16 protein-coding genes are annotated in these 16,188 nt (G+C 38.7%); 14 read left to right on the top strand and 2 right to left on the bottom strand.

Annotation, left to right across the window (positions count from 1 at the left end):
• Positions 1–17: 17 nt before the first annotated feature.
• Positions 18–743 (bottom strand): 16S rRNA pseudouridine(516) synthase, encoded by a 726-nt coding sequence (locus B7700_RS02425; protein WP_084886890.1) that lies wholly within the window; start codon positions 741–743, stop codon positions 18–20.
• A 161-nt stretch (positions 744–904) separates the two neighbouring features.
• On the opposite strand from B7700_RS02425, the gene typA reads away from it, so the two are divergent.
• The 14 genes from typA (at position 905) to B7700_RS02350 (ending at position 15,228) form a co-directional block, all read left to right on the top strand.
• Positions 905–2,746 carry a translational GTPase TypA gene (gene typA / locus B7700_RS02420; RefSeq protein WP_084886887.1) on the top strand — a complete coding sequence of 614 codons (1,842 nt, stop codon included), beginning with the start codon at positions 905–907 and terminating at the stop codon, positions 2,744–2,746.
• A 19-nt stretch (positions 2,747–2,765) separates the two neighbouring features.
• Positions 2,766–3,020 carry a DUF3165 family protein gene (locus B7700_RS02415; protein WP_024056536.1) on the top strand — a complete coding sequence of 85 codons (255 nt, stop codon included), beginning with the start codon at positions 2,766–2,768 and terminating at the stop codon, positions 3,018–3,020.
• Positions 3,021–3,493: 473 nt separating this feature from the next.
• A complete protein-coding gene (locus B7700_RS02405; RefSeq protein ID WP_084886885.1) occupies positions 3,494–5,515 on the top strand; it encodes a bacteriocin-associated integral membrane family protein in 2,022 nt (673 codons plus the stop codon).
• 1 nt (position 5,516) lies between these two features.
• Positions 5,517–6,158, top strand: a complete 642-nt coding sequence (locus tag B7700_RS02400; protein WP_000571283.1) for an ABC transporter ATP-binding protein — start codon at positions 5,517–5,519, stop codon at positions 6,156–6,158.
• Between the two features lie 103 nt (positions 6,159–6,261).
• Positions 6,262–7,614 (top strand): UDP-N-acetylmuramoyl-L-alanine--D-glutamate ligase, encoded by a 1,353-nt coding sequence (gene murD, locus B7700_RS02395; RefSeq protein WP_084886882.1) that lies wholly within the window; start codon positions 6,262–6,264, stop codon positions 7,612–7,614.
• A gap of 1 nt (position 7,615) precedes the next feature.
• Entirely contained in the window at positions 7,616–8,674 is a 1,059-nt protein-coding gene (locus B7700_RS02390; RefSeq protein ID WP_084886881.1) for a UDP-N-acetylglucosamine--N-acetylmuramyl-(pentapeptide) pyrophosphoryl-undecaprenol N-acetylglucosamine transferase, read from the top strand.
• A 9-nt stretch (positions 8,675–8,683) separates the two neighbouring features.
• Positions 8,684–9,937: a cell division protein FtsQ/DivIB gene (locus B7700_RS02385; protein ID WP_084886879.1), complete on the top strand. Its 1,254-nt coding sequence runs from the start codon at positions 8,684–8,686 to the stop codon at positions 9,935–9,937.
• 232 nt (positions 9,938–10,169) lie between these two features.
• Positions 10,170–10,871, top strand: coding sequence for an orotidine-5'-phosphate decarboxylase (gene pyrF, locus B7700_RS02380; protein ID WP_084886877.1), 702 nt, complete (start codon positions 10,170–10,172; stop codon positions 10,869–10,871).
• Between the two features lie 33 nt (positions 10,872–10,904).
• Positions 10,905–11,537 (top strand): orotate phosphoribosyltransferase, encoded by a 633-nt coding sequence (gene pyrE / locus B7700_RS02375; protein ID WP_084886875.1) that lies wholly within the window; start codon positions 10,905–10,907, stop codon positions 11,535–11,537.
• Positions 11,538–11,859: 322 nt separating this feature from the next.
• Positions 11,860–12,264: a hypothetical protein gene (locus B7700_RS02370; protein WP_084886873.1), complete on the top strand. Its 405-nt coding sequence runs from the start codon at positions 11,860–11,862 to the stop codon at positions 12,262–12,264.
• Positions 12,265–12,359: 95 nt separating this feature from the next.
• Positions 12,360–13,124 carry a hypothetical protein gene (locus B7700_RS02365; protein WP_084886871.1) on the top strand — a complete coding sequence of 255 codons (765 nt, stop codon included), beginning with the start codon at positions 12,360–12,362 and terminating at the stop codon, positions 13,122–13,124.
• Entirely contained in the window at positions 13,124–13,876 is a 753-nt protein-coding gene (locus B7700_RS02360) for a hypothetical protein (RefSeq protein WP_084886869.1), read from the top strand. The genes B7700_RS02365 and B7700_RS02360 overlap by 1 nt, the downstream gene beginning before the upstream one ends.
• A 9-nt stretch (positions 13,877–13,885) precedes the next feature.
• A complete protein-coding gene (locus B7700_RS02355; protein ID WP_185776732.1) occupies positions 13,886–14,584 on the top strand; it encodes a hypothetical protein in 699 nt (232 codons plus the stop codon).
• Positions 14,581–15,228 carry an ATP-binding cassette domain-containing protein gene (locus B7700_RS02350; RefSeq protein ID WP_001002573.1) on the top strand — a complete coding sequence of 216 codons (648 nt, stop codon included), beginning with the start codon at positions 14,581–14,583 and terminating at the stop codon, positions 15,226–15,228. The genes B7700_RS02355 and B7700_RS02350 overlap by 4 nt, the downstream gene beginning before the upstream one ends.
• Positions 15,229–15,314: 86 nt before the next feature.
• Here B7700_RS02350 and B7700_RS02345 read toward each other — a convergent pair whose 3' ends face one another.
• Positions 15,315–16,181, bottom strand: coding sequence for a cysteine ABC transporter substrate-binding protein (locus tag B7700_RS02345; protein WP_084886867.1), 867 nt, complete (start codon positions 16,179–16,181; stop codon positions 15,315–15,317).
• Positions 16,182–16,188: the final 7 nt, after the last annotated feature.

Genomic DNA, 16,188 nt, shown 5'->3' with positions numbered 1-16,188 from the left:
CATAAAGCTTTTTTCTTTTATCCACTTTTCTCTAAGTGATTTTTAATGATTTTCAATTCCTCTTGGTTTAAGGGACGGTATTGACCTTCTGCTAGTTCTGGGTCTAATGTAAACTCACCGAACTGAACTCGTTTGAGGGATGTCACCTTGACACCAACCGAGAGGAACATTTTTTTTACCTGATGAAATTTCCCCTCTGAAATGGTGATAGAGGCTTGGCTGAGGGAAGGACTTGCAGATAGAATCTCTAGTCTTGCAGGTTTACAGACAGTACCATCTAAAAAGATAATTCCTTTTTGAAAGGCTTGAATATGGTCAGGTGTCAGGAGTCCATTAACCTCAACTTGATAAGTCTTATCGACATGATACTGAGGATGAAGGAGTTGAAAACCCAAAGGGCCGTTATCGGTCACGAGGAGGAGACCAGTCGTATCTCGGTCCAGTCTACCGACAGCATAGAGCTGATCAGACGGGATGTCAGGTGGCAGGAGGTCCATGACAGTTTGAAGTTCCTTGTCTTTATTGGCTGTTACGACACCAGCAGGTTTATGAAGCATAAGGTAGGTGTGCTCATAGCCTTGAATGATTCGGTCCTGAAAAAGGAGTTCTTGTAGTCCTGTATCGATATTTTGAGCTAGGGAACGGGCTGGGCAACCATCAACGAGAATGTCCCCTTTGAGTAAGGCTTGTTTCATGGTCTTTCGGCTGATTTTTTCTTGGGCTAATAAATTATCTAAACGCATACTGTGCCTATCTTATCATAAGTCGCTTGCTTTGAAAAGGCTTGACGTGAAAAGAAAAGCAGAGTGAAAACATTTACACTTGCTTGAGTTATGTTATTTACTTGAAATTATGGTATAATCGTTCAGTTAGAAAATAAATTTTGAATATTATAGAGGAAATCATGACAAAATTAAGAGAAGATATCCGTAACATTGCGATTATCGCCCACGTTGACCACGGTAAAACAACCCTTGTTGACGAATTATTGAAACAATCAGAAACGCTTGATGCACGTACTGAATTGGCTGAGCGTGCTATGGACTCAAACGATATCGAGAAAGAGCGTGGAATTACCATCCTTGCTAAAAATACAGCCGTTGCCTACAAGGGAACTCGTATCAACATCATGGACACACCAGGACACGCGGACTTCGGTGGAGAAGTTGAGCGTATCATGAAAATGGTTGACGGTGTTGTTTTGGTCGTAGATGCCTACGAAGGAACCATGCCACAAACTCGTTTCGTATTGAAAAAAGCCTTGGAACAAGACCTTGTCCCAATCGTGGTTGTTAACAAAATCGATAAACCATCAGCTCGTCCAGCAGAAGTAGTGGACGAAGTCTTGGAGCTTTTCATCGAGCTTGGTGCAGATGATGACCAGCTTGATTTCCCAGTGGTGTATGCTTCAGCTATCAACGGAACTTCTTCATTGTCAGATGATCCAGCTGACCAAGAAGCTACTATGGCGCCAATCTTTGACACAATTATCGACCACATCCCAGCTCCAGTAGATAACTCAGATGAGCCTTTGCAATTCCAAGTATCACTTTTGGACTACAATGACTTCGTTGGTCGTATCGGTATTGGTCGTGTCTTCCGTGGTACTGTTAAGGTTGGGGACCAAGTTACCCTTTCTAAACTAGATGGTACAACTAAGAACTTCCGTGTTACAAAACTCTTCGGTTTCTTTGGTTTGGAACGTCGTGAAATCCAAGAAGCTAAAGCAGGTGATTTGATTGCCGTTTCAGGTATGGAAGACATCTTTGTCGGTGAAACTATTACTCCGACAGACGCAGTTGAAGCTCTTCCAATCCTACACATCGATGAGCCAACTCTTCAAATGACTTTCTTGGTCAACAACTCACCATTTGCTGGTAAAGAAGGTAAATGGGTGACTTCTCGTAAGGTGGAAGAACGCTTGCAGGCAGAATTGCAAACAGACGTTTCCCTTCGTGTTGATCCAACTGATTCACCAGATAAATGGACTGTTTCAGGTCGTGGAGAATTGCACTTGTCAATCCTTATCGAAACAATGCGTCGTGAGGGATATGAACTTCAAGTATCTCGTCCAGAAGTTATCGTAAAAGAAATCGACGGTGTTAAATGTGAGCCATTTGAGCGTGTACAAATCGACACTCCAGAAGAATACCAAGGGTCTGTTATCCAAAGCCTTTCTGAACGTAAGGGTGAAATGTTGGATATGATTTCAACTGGTAATGGTCAAACTCGTTTGGTCTTCCTTGTTCCAGCGCGTGGTTTGATCGGATATTCAACTGAGTTCTTGTCAATGACTCGTGGTTACGGTATCATGAACCATACCTTCGACCAATACTTGCCATTGATTCCAGGTGAAATTGGTGGTCGTCACCGTGGTGCCCTTGTTTCTATCGATGCTGGTAAGGCTACAACTTACTCAATCATGTCTATCGAAGAACGTGGTACGATCTTTGTCAACCCAGGTACTGAAGTTTACGAAGGAATGATCATCGGTGAAAACTCTCGTGAAAACGACTTGACAGTTAACATCACGAAGGCGAAACAAATGACCAACGTCCGTTCAGCTACTAAGGACCAAACAGCTGTTATCAAGACACCTCGTATCTTGACCCTTGAAGAGTCTCTTGAGTTCTTGAACGACGATGAGTACATGGAAGTAACGCCTGAGTCTATCCGTTTGCGTAAACAAATCCTTAACAAGGCAGAGCGTGAGAAAGCTAACAAGAAGAAAAAATCAGCTGAATAAGAGCTAGAAAGAGATAAAGATGGTTTATTTAATCATAGGACTCCTCTTATTACTACTCTATGTATTTGCGACACCAGAAAGCATTAAAGGGACAGTTAATATCGTCCTTGTCGTCTTTGCTTTCGTAGCATTGCTGATTTTGCTCATGTTGTCAGTTCTGCAAATCTTTCAGCTACCGACAGAATTCTTTATCGCAATCGCTATGCTCTTCCTAGCATACTTTAGCTTGCGAGATATTACCCTCATGTCGGTTAATAAAAGTAAAAGAAGATAAAAAGAGAGTTTCGGCTCTCTTTTTTGCTAGGAATTTTACAGTAGTTCGAATTGCTTTTTAGTTAATATCATCTCTTTTGCTTGGATAATATGAATGGGAAAAACTGAACTTAAATTCTTTCCCGACATCTATTTCTAAGGAAACTTTAAAATTCTATTACTAATGATATCTTAGTAAAATATGTTGATAGATTATATAGAAAGTGATATACTTAAGTTATAAGAAACCGATTTCAAAATAAGAAAGGATTAAATTTATACTCAATGAAAATCAAAGAGCAAACTAGGAAACTAGCCGCAGGCTGTACTTGAGTACGGCAAGGCGACGTTGACGCGGTTTGAATTTGATTTTTGAAGAGTATTGTTGTCTTGGTGCTCAGGGTGTGATGGATTAAACTAGGAGAATAATTCTAAGAATTTATAAAATGTAAAATTTCTTTCTATAGAGTTATTCTCTTATACAAGGAGTCTACTATGAAGAAACTATTCATATTATTATCAACTTTTTTTCTCAGCTTCTTCTTTGCTTGGATTATAGTCTTACGTGCGCCACAATATTTATATGCAAGCTATGATTCCGTTTCTCTACTTCGTGTCAAAAAAGATACTCAGGAACCGACGCGTGAGGTATTTGAAAAGGAATTAGAGAAGTTTGTAAACTCAGAACAGAGTTTAATAGCTAGGAGAATTGTAGAGCCGAGTAAGGATGGGACGACTCACTTTACTTATGCAACTTATGGTCAGGGAACTTTACCAAAAGAATTCCAAGAAGCTAGTCAAGAAAGTCGTGAACGTAGTGATCCACTAAATAGTTATCTCCTTTTGTCAGGCTCCTTGACGAAAGAAAAGCTTGCCGATAAATTAGGAGATTTGGGTTATAAAGCAATTCCTGACCGAAAGACACCGCCCTATTCTCTTGCTTTTAGAATGTTACTAATTCCCCTTATTTTAATTAGTTTAGCAATATTTGGCTTATCTTTCTTTGCTTTAGTGATTATCACTCGGATTAAGGAAATGAGAGCAGCAGGTATAAAACTCTTTTCTGGTCAGACTCTCTTATCCATCATGGGGCATTCTTTATCGACTGATATCAAATGGCTCCTTCTATCAGCCCTCCTTTCCTTCCTAGGTGGGGGAGTCGTTCTTTTTAGTCAAGGTTTGTTTTATCCTATCTTGTTAGCCACCTATGGTTTTGGGATTAGTTTCTATCTGTTGTTTTTATTGGCGATTTCAATTTTACTAATGCTTCTTTATCTAATGAGTTTGAGTTATAAAGCATTAGTTCCCGTTATTAAGGGAAGATTACCCCTTAAACGCCTGATGGCTTTAACCCTATTGTGTCAGTTAGTAGCTGTTTTTACAGTGGGCTACGCTGTTAAGACAGGCTTGACGTCTTACCAACGATTGAAAGAACTTGAAATTTCAAAACAAGCATGGCAGGACAGAGCAGACTATTACCAGATTTTCTTTGGCTTAGGTGATAGAGTAAAAGATACAGAAAATCAGAATAAGTGGTATGCCTTTGCCAAGGAAGCAATCGAAGAAGAACAGGCTCTATTTGTAAAAGATAATCTCATTCATTTTGCAAATCCTCAAGGAAAAAATGAAAAAGGGGAAACACTGGATACCTATAGTCCAGATGCTAATGTTCTTTATGTCAGCCCAAGTTATTTGGACAAGGAAAATGTATCTGTAAATGGTGAGACTAGACAGAAACTAGCCCATCTTCAAAAAGGGGAATTTGGACTCTTATTACCAGAATCTCTTCGTTCACAGGAAGCAGAACTTAAGAAAGCTTTTGAAGAAAGATTGAGTGATTATGGAAAATCTGGTGAGGAGGCAAGTGCTCCTTTAGAGTATGAAATGAGAGCGATTGTTAGTTATCTTCCAACTGGAGAAAAGCGGTTTGTTTATAATAACGGTGAGAATCCCGTATCCACTCAGTATTTGACTGATCCGATTTTAGTTGTATTTACTCCAACATCTATAGGTGATAGTATCATTTCCAAATCTAGTTGGTCTATCAATGCTGGAAAGCAACTCTTTATCAAGGGATATGAGAGTGGTCTATCTCTCTTGAAGGAAGCTGGAATTTATGAGCAAGTATCCTATCTTAAAGAAGGAAGAAGTGTTTATCTAACTCGTTATAATGAAGTTCAAACTGAAACAGCAACTTTAATCTTAGGAGCTATTGTGGGGATAGCTAGTTCCTTGTTACTCTTTTATTCTGTCAATCTTCTATATTTCGAGCAATTCCGTCGAGATATCTTGATTAAACGAATTTCAGGTTTACGATTTTTTGAAACACATGCTCAGTATATGGTTAGCCAATTTGCCAGTTTTGTATTTGGTGCTAGTTTCTTTATTTTAAGCAGTCGAGACTTGGTGATTGGCTTGCTCACTTTATTAGTCTTTCTAGCTAGTGCAGTTTTGACGCTTTACCGTCAAGCTCATAAAGAATCTCGTGTTTCTATGACAATTATGAAAGGAAAATAGGATGATTGAACTAAAGAATATATCTAAAAAATTTGGAAGCCGTCAGCTATTTTCAGATACGAATCTTCATTTTGAAGGTGGGAAAATTTATGCCTTAATTGGTACAAGTGGCTGTGGTAAGACAACACTCTTGAATATGATTGGACGATTAGAGCCATATGACAAAGGACAAATCATCTATGATGGTACTTCTCTTAAGGACATCAAGCCTTCTGTTTTCTTTAGAGATTACTTAGGATACCTATTTCAAGATTTTGGCTTAATCGAAAGCCAAACCGTCAAAGAGAATCTCAATCTGGGTTTAGTTGGTAAAAAGTTGAAAGAAAAAGAGAAAATCTCTTTGATGAAACAAGCTCTAAACCGTGTTAACCTCTCTTATTTAGATTTAAAGCAACCTATCTTTGAATTATCAGGAGGAGAAGCACAACGTGTTGCACTAGCGAAGATAATCTTAAAGGATCCACCTTTGATCCTCGCAGATGAACCAACCGCTTCCTTAGACCCCAAAAACTCTGAGGAATTACTTTCTATCCTAGAATCTTTAAAAAATCCGAATCGAACTATTATTATTGCGACCCACAATCCTCTGATTTGGGAGCAAGTGGACCAAGTTATTCGAGTTACCGATTTATCACATAGATGATATGGCGAAATTCAGTTAGAAGAAAGAGTCACAAACACACTTTGTGGCTTTTTTATTTCCATAAAAATGGTAAAATAGTAAGAGTAGAAATGGAGTTCGAGACATGAAAGTAATAGATCAATTTAAAAATAAGAAAGTCCTTGTTTTAGGTTTGGCCAAGTCTGGTGAATCTGCAGCTCGTTTGTTGGATAAGCTGGGTGCCATTGTGACAGTAAATGACGGGAAACCATTCGAGGACAATCCAGCTGCGCAAAGTTTGCTGGAAGAAGGGATCAAGGTCATCACAGGCGGTCATCCTTTGGAACTCTTGGATGAAGAGTTTGCCCTTATGGTGAAAAATCCAGGTATCCCATACAGTAATCCCATGATTGAAAAGGCTTTGTCCAAGGGAATTCCAGTCTTGACCGAGGTGGAATTGGCTTATTTGATTTCTGAAGCACCGATTGTTGGTATTACTGGTTCGAACGGTAAAACAACCACAACGACTATGATTGGGGAAGTTTTGACTGCTGCTGGGCAACATGGTCTCTTATCAGGAAATATCGGCTATCCAGCTAGTCAAGTGGCACAAACTGCGTCAGACAAGGACACGCTTGTCATGGAACTTTCTTCTTTCCAACTCATGGGCGTTCAAGAATTTCATCCTGAGATTGCGGTTATTACCAACCTCATGCCAACTCATATCGACTACCATGGGTCATTTGAGGAATATGTAGCAGCCAAGTGGAATATCCAGAACAAGATGACAGCGGCTGATTTCCTCGTCTTGAACTTTAACCAAGACTTGGCAAAAGAATTAGCTACTAAAACACAAGCTACAGTTGTACCATTCTCAACACTTGAAAAGGTTGATGGAGCTTATCTGGAAGATGGTCAACTCTACTTCCGTGGGGAAGTGGTCATGGCAGCGAATGAAATCGGAGTTCCAGGTAGCCACAATGTGGAAAATGCCCTTGCGACTATTGCTGTTGCCAAGCTTCGTGGTGTTGATAACCAGATCATCAAAGAAACTCTTTCAGCCTTTGGAGGTGTCAAACACCGTCTCCAATTTGTGGATGAAATCAAGGGTGTCAAATTCTATAATGATAGCAAGTCAACCAATATCTTGGCTACTCAAAAAGCCTTGTCAGGATTTGACAACAGCAAGGTCATTTTGATTGCAGGTGGTTTGGACCGTGGTAATGAGTTTGACGAATTGGTGCCAGATATTACTGGACTCAAGAAGATGGTCATCCTTGGTCAGTCTGCAGAACGTGTTAAACGGGCAGCAGACAAGGCTGGTGTGGCTTATGTGGATGCGACTGATATTGCAGATGCAACCCGCAAGGCCTACGAGCTTGCGACTCAAGGAGATGTGGTTCTTCTCAGTCCTGCCAATGCCAGCTGGGATATGTATGCTAACTTTGAAGTACGTGGCGACCTCTTTATCGACACAGTAGCGGAGTTAAAGGAATAATATGAAAAAAATTGTCTTTACAGGTGGGGGGACGGTTGGACACGTTACTCTCAACCTTTTGTTAATGCCTAAGTTCATCGAAGATGGCTGGGAAGTTCACTATATTGGGGACAAGCGTGGGATTGAACACCAAGAAATCCTCAAGTCGGGTCTTGATGTCACCTTCCATTCTATTGCGACTGGCAAATTGCGCCGTTATTTCTCTTGGCAAAATATGCTGGACGTCTTTAAAGTTGGATGGGGAATTGTCCAATCTCTCTTTATCATGTTGCGACTTCGTCCACAAGCACTTTTTTCAAAGGGAGGCTTTGTCTCTGTGCCACCTGTTATCGCTGCGCGTGTGTCAGGAGTGCCTGTCTTTATTCACGAATCTGACTTGTCCATGGGCTTGGCCAATAAAATCGCCTATAAATTTGCGACGAAGATGTATTCAACCTTTGAGCAAGCTTCAAGTTTGGCTAAGGTTGAGCATGTAGGAGCAGTGACCAAGGTTTCAGACAAAAAAAGTCCAGAACCCGATGAATTGGTGGATATTCAAACTCACTTTAATCCCAAATTGCCAACTGTATTGTTTGTCGGTGGTTCTGCAGGCGCTCGTGTCTTTAACCAATTGGTGACAGACCATAAGAAAGAACTGACAGAACGCTACAATATTATCAATTTAACTGGAGATTCTAGCCTGAATGAGTTGAGCCAAAATCTCTTTCGTGTTGACTATGTGACCAATCTCTATCAACCCTTGATGGAATTGGCTGATATTGTTGTGACACGAGGTGGTGCCAATACGATTTTTGAGCTCTTGGCCATGGCAAAATTGCATGTTATTGTGCCACTTGGTCGTGAAGCTAGTCGTGGAGACCAGATTGAAAATGCAGCCTACTTTGTAAAAAAAGGCTATGCAGAAGAGCTTCAAGAAAGCGATTTGACCTTGGATAGTTTAGAAGAGAAGCTTTCTCACTTACTAAGTCACAAGGAAGAATACCAAGCTAAGATGAAGGCTTCTAAGGAATTGAAATCTCTTGCAGATTTTTATCAATTATTGAAAAAAGATTTATCATAAGGAAAGTAAATGTCAAAAGATAAGAAAAATGAGGGCAAAGAAATCCTCGAAGAATTTAAAGAGTTATCAGAATGGCAGAAACGAAACCAAGAATACCTAAAAAAGAAGGCTGAAGAAGAGGCGGCCCTAGCTGAGGAGAAGGAAAAGGAAAGACAAGCTCGAATGGCTTCAAAATCTGAAAAATCAGATGAAACTGAAGACAAAGAGAGTGATTCTGAACCAAAAGATTCAGAATCAGATAAGGAAGACGCTAAGGAAAAAGTAGAAAAATCAGAAGACGCCAAAAAAGAAGTAGCCAAAGAAGAACCAAAATCTAAAGAGCCAAAGAAACAGAATAAACAGGATAAAAAAATAGAGAAAAAGACTGTAAAGGAAAAACCGGTCAAACCGAAAATTCCAGGAGTTCATATCTGGCGGGCTATCTCGATTTTGTTTCTCAGTCTGCTTTTATTGCTTGCCTCTGTTTACTTGCTCAGTCCTTATGCGACTATGAAGGATATTCGTGTTGAGGGAACAGTGCAAACTACAGCTGATGATATTCGACAGGCTTCTGGCATTCAGGATTCGGATTATACGATTAACCTTCTGCTAGATAAGGCAAAATATGAAGAGCAGATCAAGTCTAACTATTGGGTTGAATCAGCTCAGCTTGTTTATCAATTTCCAACCAAGTTCACTATCAAGGTCAAGGAATATGATATTGTAGCCTACTATATTTCTGGTGAAAACCATTATCCTATTCTTTCCAGCGGTCAGCTTGAGACCAGTTCGGTCAGTTTGGTGAGTCTGCCAGAAACTTATATATCAGTTCTCTTTAATGACAGCGAACAAATCAAGACCTTTACCTCAGAACTTTCTCAAATTAGCCCCGAACTCAAATCTGCTATCCAAAAGGTGGAACTAGCCCCAAGCAAGGTGACTTCTGATTTAATTCGATTGACTATGAATGATTCGGACGAGGTATTGGTTCCTCTATCTGAAATGAGTAAGAAACTACCTTACTATAGTAAGATTAAGCCACAGTTGTCAGAACCGAGTGTGATTGACATGGAAGCTGGAATTTACAGCTACACTGTGGCGGATAAATTAATTATGGAAGCTGAGGAAAAGGCCAAACAAGAGGCCAAGGAAGCTGAGAAGAAACAGAAAGAGGAAGAGAAGAAAAGGCTAGAAGAACAGCAGAATAAATTGGAAGAAGAGAAGAAAAAATTGGAGGAAGAAAGCAATCGAAACCAAACAAGTCAGCGTTCATCGCGTCGCTAGGTTTAGCTTTTCTCCTATAGCTCTTTAGTGACCAAGTTTTTACTTGACAAGTGTTAGTAGAAATAATAGAATAGTAAAAAACCTTTAAAGCAGTCCAGAGAGGCAGCTAAGGTTAGACGGTGAAAGGGTGGAGACTACCCATTTTTCGTGGAACCTTGCTGTTGGCAGGTTCCTTTTTTCGTGCCTTCTTGTGGCCAGACTCTCTCACTAGCAAAGGTAAAAGGAGAAACCTATGCGAGAACATCGTCCAGTTATTGCTCTTGATTTTCCTAGTTTTGAGGCGGTCAAGGAATTCTTAGCTCTTTTTCCAGCAGAAGAAAACCTTTATCTAAAGGTAGGGATGGAGCTCTATTACGCAGCAGGTCCTGAGATTGTGTCTTACTTGAAAGGCCTGGGGCACAGTGTCTTTTTGGATCTTAAGCTTCATGATATTCCCAATACGGTCAAGTCAGCCATGAAGGTTTTGTCTCAGCTTGGTGTGGATATGACCAATGTTCATGCAGCTGGTGGTGTAGAGATGATGAAGGCTGCGCGTGAAGGTCTTGGAAGTCAAGCCAAATTGATCGCTGTCACTCAGCTCACATCAACCTCAGAAGCTCAGATGAAGGATTTTCAAAATATCCAAACCAGTCTGCAGGAGTCAGTGATTCATTATGCCAAGAAGACGGCTGAAGCGGGATTAGATGGTGTTGTTTGCTCGGCTCAGGAAGTGCAACTCATCAAGCAGGCCACCAATCCAGATTTTATCTGTCTGACACCGGGCATTCGTCCAGCAGGTGCTGCAGTTGGAGACCAAAAACGCGTGATGACACCTGCTGATGCCTATCAAATCGGTAGTGACTATATCGTAGTGGGACGTCCCATTACCCAAGCTGAGAATCCTGTTGCAGCTTATCATGCCATCAAGGATGAATGGACACAGGACTGGAATTAAAGAACTAGATTAGAAAAACAAAAGGAGAAGACCATGACACTTGCTAAAGATATCGCTAGCCACCTCTTGAAAATTCAAGCAGTTTACCTCAAACCAGAGGAGCCTTTCACTTGGGCATCTGGTATCAAGTCACCGATTTACACTGATAATCGTGTGACACTAGCCTATCCAGAAACTCGTAACTTAATTGAAAATGGCTTTGTGGAAGCTATCAAAGAAGCCTTTCCAGAGGTAGAAGTGATTGCAGGAACTGCAACAGCAGGGATTCCTCACGGAGCCATCATTGCTGACAAGATGAATCTGCCATTTGCCTATATCCGTAGCAAACCAAAAGACCACGGAGCTGGTAATCAAATCGAAGGCCGCGTAGCTCAAGGTCAAAAAATGGTAGTGGTTGAAGACCTCATTTCAACTGGTGGTTCTGTTCTTGAAGCAGTAGCAGCAGCAACGCGAGAAGGAGCAGATGTGCTTGGTGTAGTAGCAATTTTCAGTTACCAATTGCCAAAAGCAGATAAGAACTTTGCGGATGCTGGTGTGAAATTGGTGACACTTTCAAACTACAGTGAGCTCATCCATCTAGCCCAAGAAGAAGGATATATCACACCAGAAGGACTCGCTCTCCTAAAACGCTTTAAAGAAGACCAAGAGAATTGGCAAGAAGGTTAGGTCAGTAAGATAAAGAGAGACGAGTCTGGGACAAAAATCTAACTTTAAATATAAAAAACGAACAAAACGAGTTATCTAACAACCAGAATTCTGTTTCGTTCGTTTTTTTGTATAATTTATCGATTTTTAAAATTTATAATAAAGAATTTCTAAAATTAAAATCTTTTTGTCCCGGACTCTTTTAACCATTTTGTTTAAAATATGATAATATTTTAAACAAAATAATTGACAGCGCTTTCTTTTATTGATATAATGAAAATATAATATGTATCAAATTGATCAATCAACTATCTTGTTTATCACTTCTTAGGAGGACGATGTCATGAAAAGAAGAAAAATATATTCCCTTTTTTGCGTAGTTACAATTGCATTTAGTTTGTTTCTCCCTACAGTCTTAGCTAGACAGATTGGAGATTATGATTTAACGTTGCCGCGTTTTGGTGCGGATACAACTAGTGAGCTTGAGAAAGAAAACGCCTCTGCTGGAATTAATAATAATGACAGCACTGGTGGCGGTAAAACGTTAAATACCTCTATTCGTAGCGCCTATAGTGGGGCAGATATCACTCCAATGTATCAATTGAGTTCTGGCTCTAGGATTGTCATGTACTATAATGGAGGTGGTGATAATTATATTGGTTCTGATACTAGATTAGCTATGGCGCCACAGTTTGGAAATCATGTAAGAATTCATACTTCAGGTTCTTGGAGTCCAGATTCTTATTAACTTACTTGTCAGAGTAAGCCTTAAAGATGGTTGATTGTGGGTGTAGCATGAAAAAAGAATGCTACACCCTATTCTTATTATAAGGAGGAGTTGGGATGGAATTTTTTATTTGTAATCTTGTACGAGTCGTTAAATCACCTCGGTTTTATATGTCTTTATTTTTGACCCTTCTTTGCATGAGTTTAGGAAATTTCCTTGCTTTCAATGGTATTTATAAAATTGAAGGTTTATCGATTTTTTTTGCCGCTTCTTCTATTAGAGGATTTTCACCGATTAGCCTAGTAGCTGCACTTATCTGTACACTGCCCTATTCTAGTCAGATAATAGAGGATGCTGAGAGTCATTTTCTAACAGCACAATTGTGTCGAATTTCTAAAAAGAAGTATCTGGCTATTGTGGGTAGTACTGTAATTATTTCTTCTTTTCTAGTCTTTTTTCTCCCCTATTTATTATTATTAGGAATTAATCTTTTAGTGACTCCTTATCAGGAAATTTATATTGGAGACTATAGTGGTGCCTTAAAAGAATTATTTGATTCTAATCAGTTTCTCTATAGTCTTGTAACGACTCTCTGGTATGGAGTTTGGGGCGCTGTGTTCTCTATTTTTGGACTAGCTAGTGCTTTGCTAGTGAAGAAAAAATTAGGAGCTATTTTCATCCCAGTTGCCTATATGATGGTTGGGGGTATTTTTTGGGGTATTTTAGAGCTATCTTACTTAGAACCTGTGACAACATTAGCTTTGGGATATCAGAAAGATATCAGTCTTTCCTTAGTTAGTGGGCATCTTGCTTTTATTTTATTTGTTAGTTGTTTGGTTGTTTATGGTACATTTTTTCTACATTCAGAGGACTACGTATAATGAAACAATTTGTTCAATTTTACAAAAAAGATTTTTTAGCAGTATTGGTTTATTTTATATTACTGCTATCCTGTATTTTATCTAGTACAGTATATTTACTGCGATGTCGCCAATATTCAATCCATCCAAATGTATTAGAATGGCTCTTAGTCTTACTTCAAGATATTACGACTGGAGTATATTGCTTTCCGTTCACATATATATTATTCTTTTTTCATTTGATGAATAACTATTTTAATAGGTTGGAGTGCCGCATTCGTCTGAAATCAATTAAGCACTTTACCAGTTTTAGTTTCAAATTAGCAGCTCTTAGTACGGGGATTTGGACGGCGACTTTATTTTTATTGATTTTTCTAATTGCATTTAGTAATGGTTTTAGCTTCTCTTTGGAGATAAAGGAGGTTGATTTTTTAAGAGAATTTTATGGTATAAGTATTGCAAACAATGCTAGTTTCTTTATAGGATTTTTTTTCTCTTATATAGCATACTATTTCTTTTTATCCTTACTTACTATTAGCAGTTTTTCTTGGTTTAAAAAATCAAGCATGAGCTTAGTATTTCTGTTTACTTTTTTATTTGTAGAATCCTTATTCTGGATTTATCAGTTGAACAATGGGCTAATTGGATTATTGCCAATTTTTCAGTATATGGTAAATTCCAATCCGTATGCATTGATTTATTGGCTTACATTACTATCTATCATAATTCCATTGACTGTATTTTCTGTTCATAGAAACTGGAGGAGAGTGTAAAAGTTGGAAATGGGAAAGTTAAGTAGTCACATGTGGAGGTTGAATCAGATAATCTATACCAAGTACTTTTGGGGTTATGTTCTTTTTTGGATATTGATTTGTTTAGGATTATGGTATTGGTTAGAAGGAAATGATAGACTTGTTATAGAAATTTTAAAAGGGCCTAATCTGAGTCAAAACTCTTTTTTAGTCTTATCTATATGGTTGCTTCATTGGTTTATTATTCATGCATTTTTTCTAGCAGTTGTATATCGTAGAAGAGCATCCGATTTCTTTATGGAAGTGATTCGATTTTCTTCTATTAAGCTCTGGATTAGGTATCAGATTTGGACCTGTTTTCTTTATGGACTCGTTTTAATCATGGTAAAAGTTCTAGTGATTCAATTTATGTTACAGTTACCAAACTGGGATATAGGAGTTTTGTTTATAGTTGATTTTTTGAATGTTTGTGTGCTATCCTTGCTTTGCTTTACGTTATACATACTAGGAGCGAATGAGCAAATGAACTTTTCTTGTGTTAGCTTCTTTTTACTCATGATTGTGTTTGGCAGTTTATTTGTGGGGAATCGAACCAATTATCTATTTTATATTCTGAATAGAGGAAATGGAGATATAGGACGAGATCTATTTCTTCAGTTGCTATTTTTAGTCTTTCTTTTTAAAAGCATTTTCTATTTCACTCGTCAAAAGAGGAGGTTTATAGAATGAATGAAATAATTACATTAAAAAATATTCAGTTGGAATTAAAAAAAACATGTGTTTTTCAAAACCTTAATTTTAGTTGTAAACAGGGGGAAATTATAGGAATTACTGGTGCGAATGGCTCAGGGAAAAGTGTATTGTTTAAATTAATAGCTGGTTTATATAGTCCGTCTTATGGGGAAGTGTTAATCAATGGGGAAAATATTGTTCCTGAGAGAAAAATTCCAGCTAATTTGGGAGCTTTGATTGAAGAACCTGGTTTTATAAATTATTATAGTGGCTTTAAGAATTTACAATATTTGGCAAGCATACGAGGAGTAGTTGGTAATCAGGAAATCAATGATACACTGAAAATAGTTGGTCTATATGAGCAAAAAGACCAGAAAGTTAAAACTTATTCGCTAGGTATGAGGAAAAAGCTAGGGATTGCTCAAGCAATTATGGAGAATCCCTCTATTCTTTTACTAGATGAACCTATGAATGCCTTGGACAAATCAAGTGTAGAAAATATGAGAACATTGTTTAGAAAGCTCTCTAGTGAAAAAGGGACAACAATTTTGATTGCTAGTCATAGTGAAGAGGATATTCGTATCTTATGTGATAAAGTATATGCAATAGAAGATAAAGTATGTACACTGTGTTCAGATTGAACATCTTAGATAGACTCAGGATGTTATAGGTAAAATCTTAAAAAGGGATTGGAGTTTAAAATCCAGTCCCTTTTAAGAGTTAATAACTAGTCAACTTTTTCGCCCTCAACAACCAGGTCATCAGCTTTAGCAGCGTCACCGTAGGTTGGGTGAAGTGTTTTTTCATAGGCCTTGTGGAAGAAGTTTTCCTTACCTAATTTTTCAATATCTTTATTGATGAAGTCTAGCAATTCTTGGTTGCCTTTTTGAACTGCTGCTGCAATGGTATCTGGATTTCCAAGAGAAGTAATTCCTACTTCAAATCCTTTGTTTTCAAGCGCCCAAGCTAGGACTTCAGTATTGTCAGTAGAGAAGGCATCTCCACGTCCGTCAAGAAGGGCTTGGTAAGAGTCGCTGTATTGGTCGTATTTTTGGAGTTTGATTTCTGGATGATTCTTTTCAAAATAAGTCTCAGCAGTCGTTCCTTTTGTGACAATCAATGTTTTGCCTTCTAATTGTTTGACATCTGTAATAAGACCAGTCTTAGGTGATACGACACCAAGAGAAACTTTCATGTATGGAAGGGCAAAATCAACTTGTTTCTTACGTTCATCAGTCACTGTAAAGTTGGCAAGAGTAATATCTACCTTGTTTGAAATCAAATATTCAGCACGGTTGGCAGCATCGACTGAAACGTATTTAACCTTGACACCAAGGTCTTGTGCCAGTTGGTTTCCAAGTTCAATATCGTAACCTTGGTAAGAACCATCATTGTCAACGTAACCAAAGGGTTTTTTATCTCCAAATACGGCGATTCGCAGTTCACCGCTTTTTTTGATTTCATCGATTGTGCGAGCCTTGGCAGTAGTTTTGCCAGACGATGCACCACCATTTCCACCTGAGCTACAAGCTGTGACAAAGATAAGGGCAAAGGCAAGTGCCAAAACAGTTAAGAGTGGTTTGAATAGTTTCATAAGAATC

Origin of the sequence: Streptococcus mitis, from assembly GCF_002096755.1 — a bacterium.
GTDB classification, from domain to species: Bacteria; Bacillota; Bacilli; order Lactobacillales; family Streptococcaceae; genus Streptococcus; species Streptococcus mitis_AC.
The sequence above is the reverse complement of the archived record's forward strand: the minus strand, read 5'-3'. Positions and strand labels throughout refer to the sequence as shown.

What these genes read in the sequence shown, in the direction of transcription:
- B7700_RS02425 (WP_084886890.1), bottom strand. Translation starts at nt 743, where the DNA reads ATGCGTTTAGATAATTTATTAGCCCAAGAAAAAATCAGCCGAAAGACC.
- typA (WP_084886887.1), top strand. Translation starts at nt 905, where the DNA reads ATGACAAAATTAAGAGAAGATATCCGTAACATTGCGATTATCGCCCAC.
- B7700_RS02415 (WP_024056536.1), top strand. Translation starts at nt 2,766, where the DNA reads ATGGTTTATTTAATCATAGGACTCCTCTTATTACTACTCTATGTATTT.
- B7700_RS02405 (WP_084886885.1), top strand. Translation starts at nt 3,494, where the DNA reads ATGAAGAAACTATTCATATTATTATCAACTTTTTTTCTCAGCTTCTTC.
- B7700_RS02400 (WP_000571283.1), top strand. Translation starts at nt 5,517, where the DNA reads ATGATTGAACTAAAGAATATATCTAAAAAATTTGGAAGCCGTCAGCTA.
- murD (WP_084886882.1), top strand. Translation starts at nt 6,262, where the DNA reads ATGAAAGTAATAGATCAATTTAAAAATAAGAAAGTCCTTGTTTTAGGT.
- B7700_RS02390 (WP_084886881.1), top strand. Translation starts at nt 7,616, where the DNA reads ATGAAAAAAATTGTCTTTACAGGTGGGGGGACGGTTGGACACGTTACT.
- B7700_RS02385 (WP_084886879.1), top strand. Translation starts at nt 8,684, where the DNA reads ATGTCAAAAGATAAGAAAAATGAGGGCAAAGAAATCCTCGAAGAATTT.
- pyrF (WP_084886877.1), top strand. Translation starts at nt 10,170, where the DNA reads ATGCGAGAACATCGTCCAGTTATTGCTCTTGATTTTCCTAGTTTTGAG.
- pyrE (WP_084886875.1), top strand. Translation starts at nt 10,905, where the DNA reads ATGACACTTGCTAAAGATATCGCTAGCCACCTCTTGAAAATTCAAGCA.
- B7700_RS02370 (WP_084886873.1), top strand. Translation starts at nt 11,860, where the DNA reads ATGAAAAGAAGAAAAATATATTCCCTTTTTTGCGTAGTTACAATTGCA.
- B7700_RS02365 (WP_084886871.1), top strand. Translation starts at nt 12,360, where the DNA reads ATGGAATTTTTTATTTGTAATCTTGTACGAGTCGTTAAATCACCTCGG.
- B7700_RS02360 (WP_084886869.1), top strand. Translation starts at nt 13,124, where the DNA reads ATGAAACAATTTGTTCAATTTTACAAAAAAGATTTTTTAGCAGTATTG.
- B7700_RS02355 (WP_185776732.1), top strand. Translation starts at nt 13,886, where the DNA reads ATGGGAAAGTTAAGTAGTCACATGTGGAGGTTGAATCAGATAATCTAT.
- B7700_RS02350 (WP_001002573.1), top strand. Translation starts at nt 14,581, where the DNA reads ATGAATGAAATAATTACATTAAAAAATATTCAGTTGGAATTAAAAAAA.
- B7700_RS02345 (WP_084886867.1), bottom strand. Translation starts at nt 16,181, where the DNA reads ATGAAACTATTCAAACCACTCTTAACTGTTTTGGCACTTGCCTTTGCC.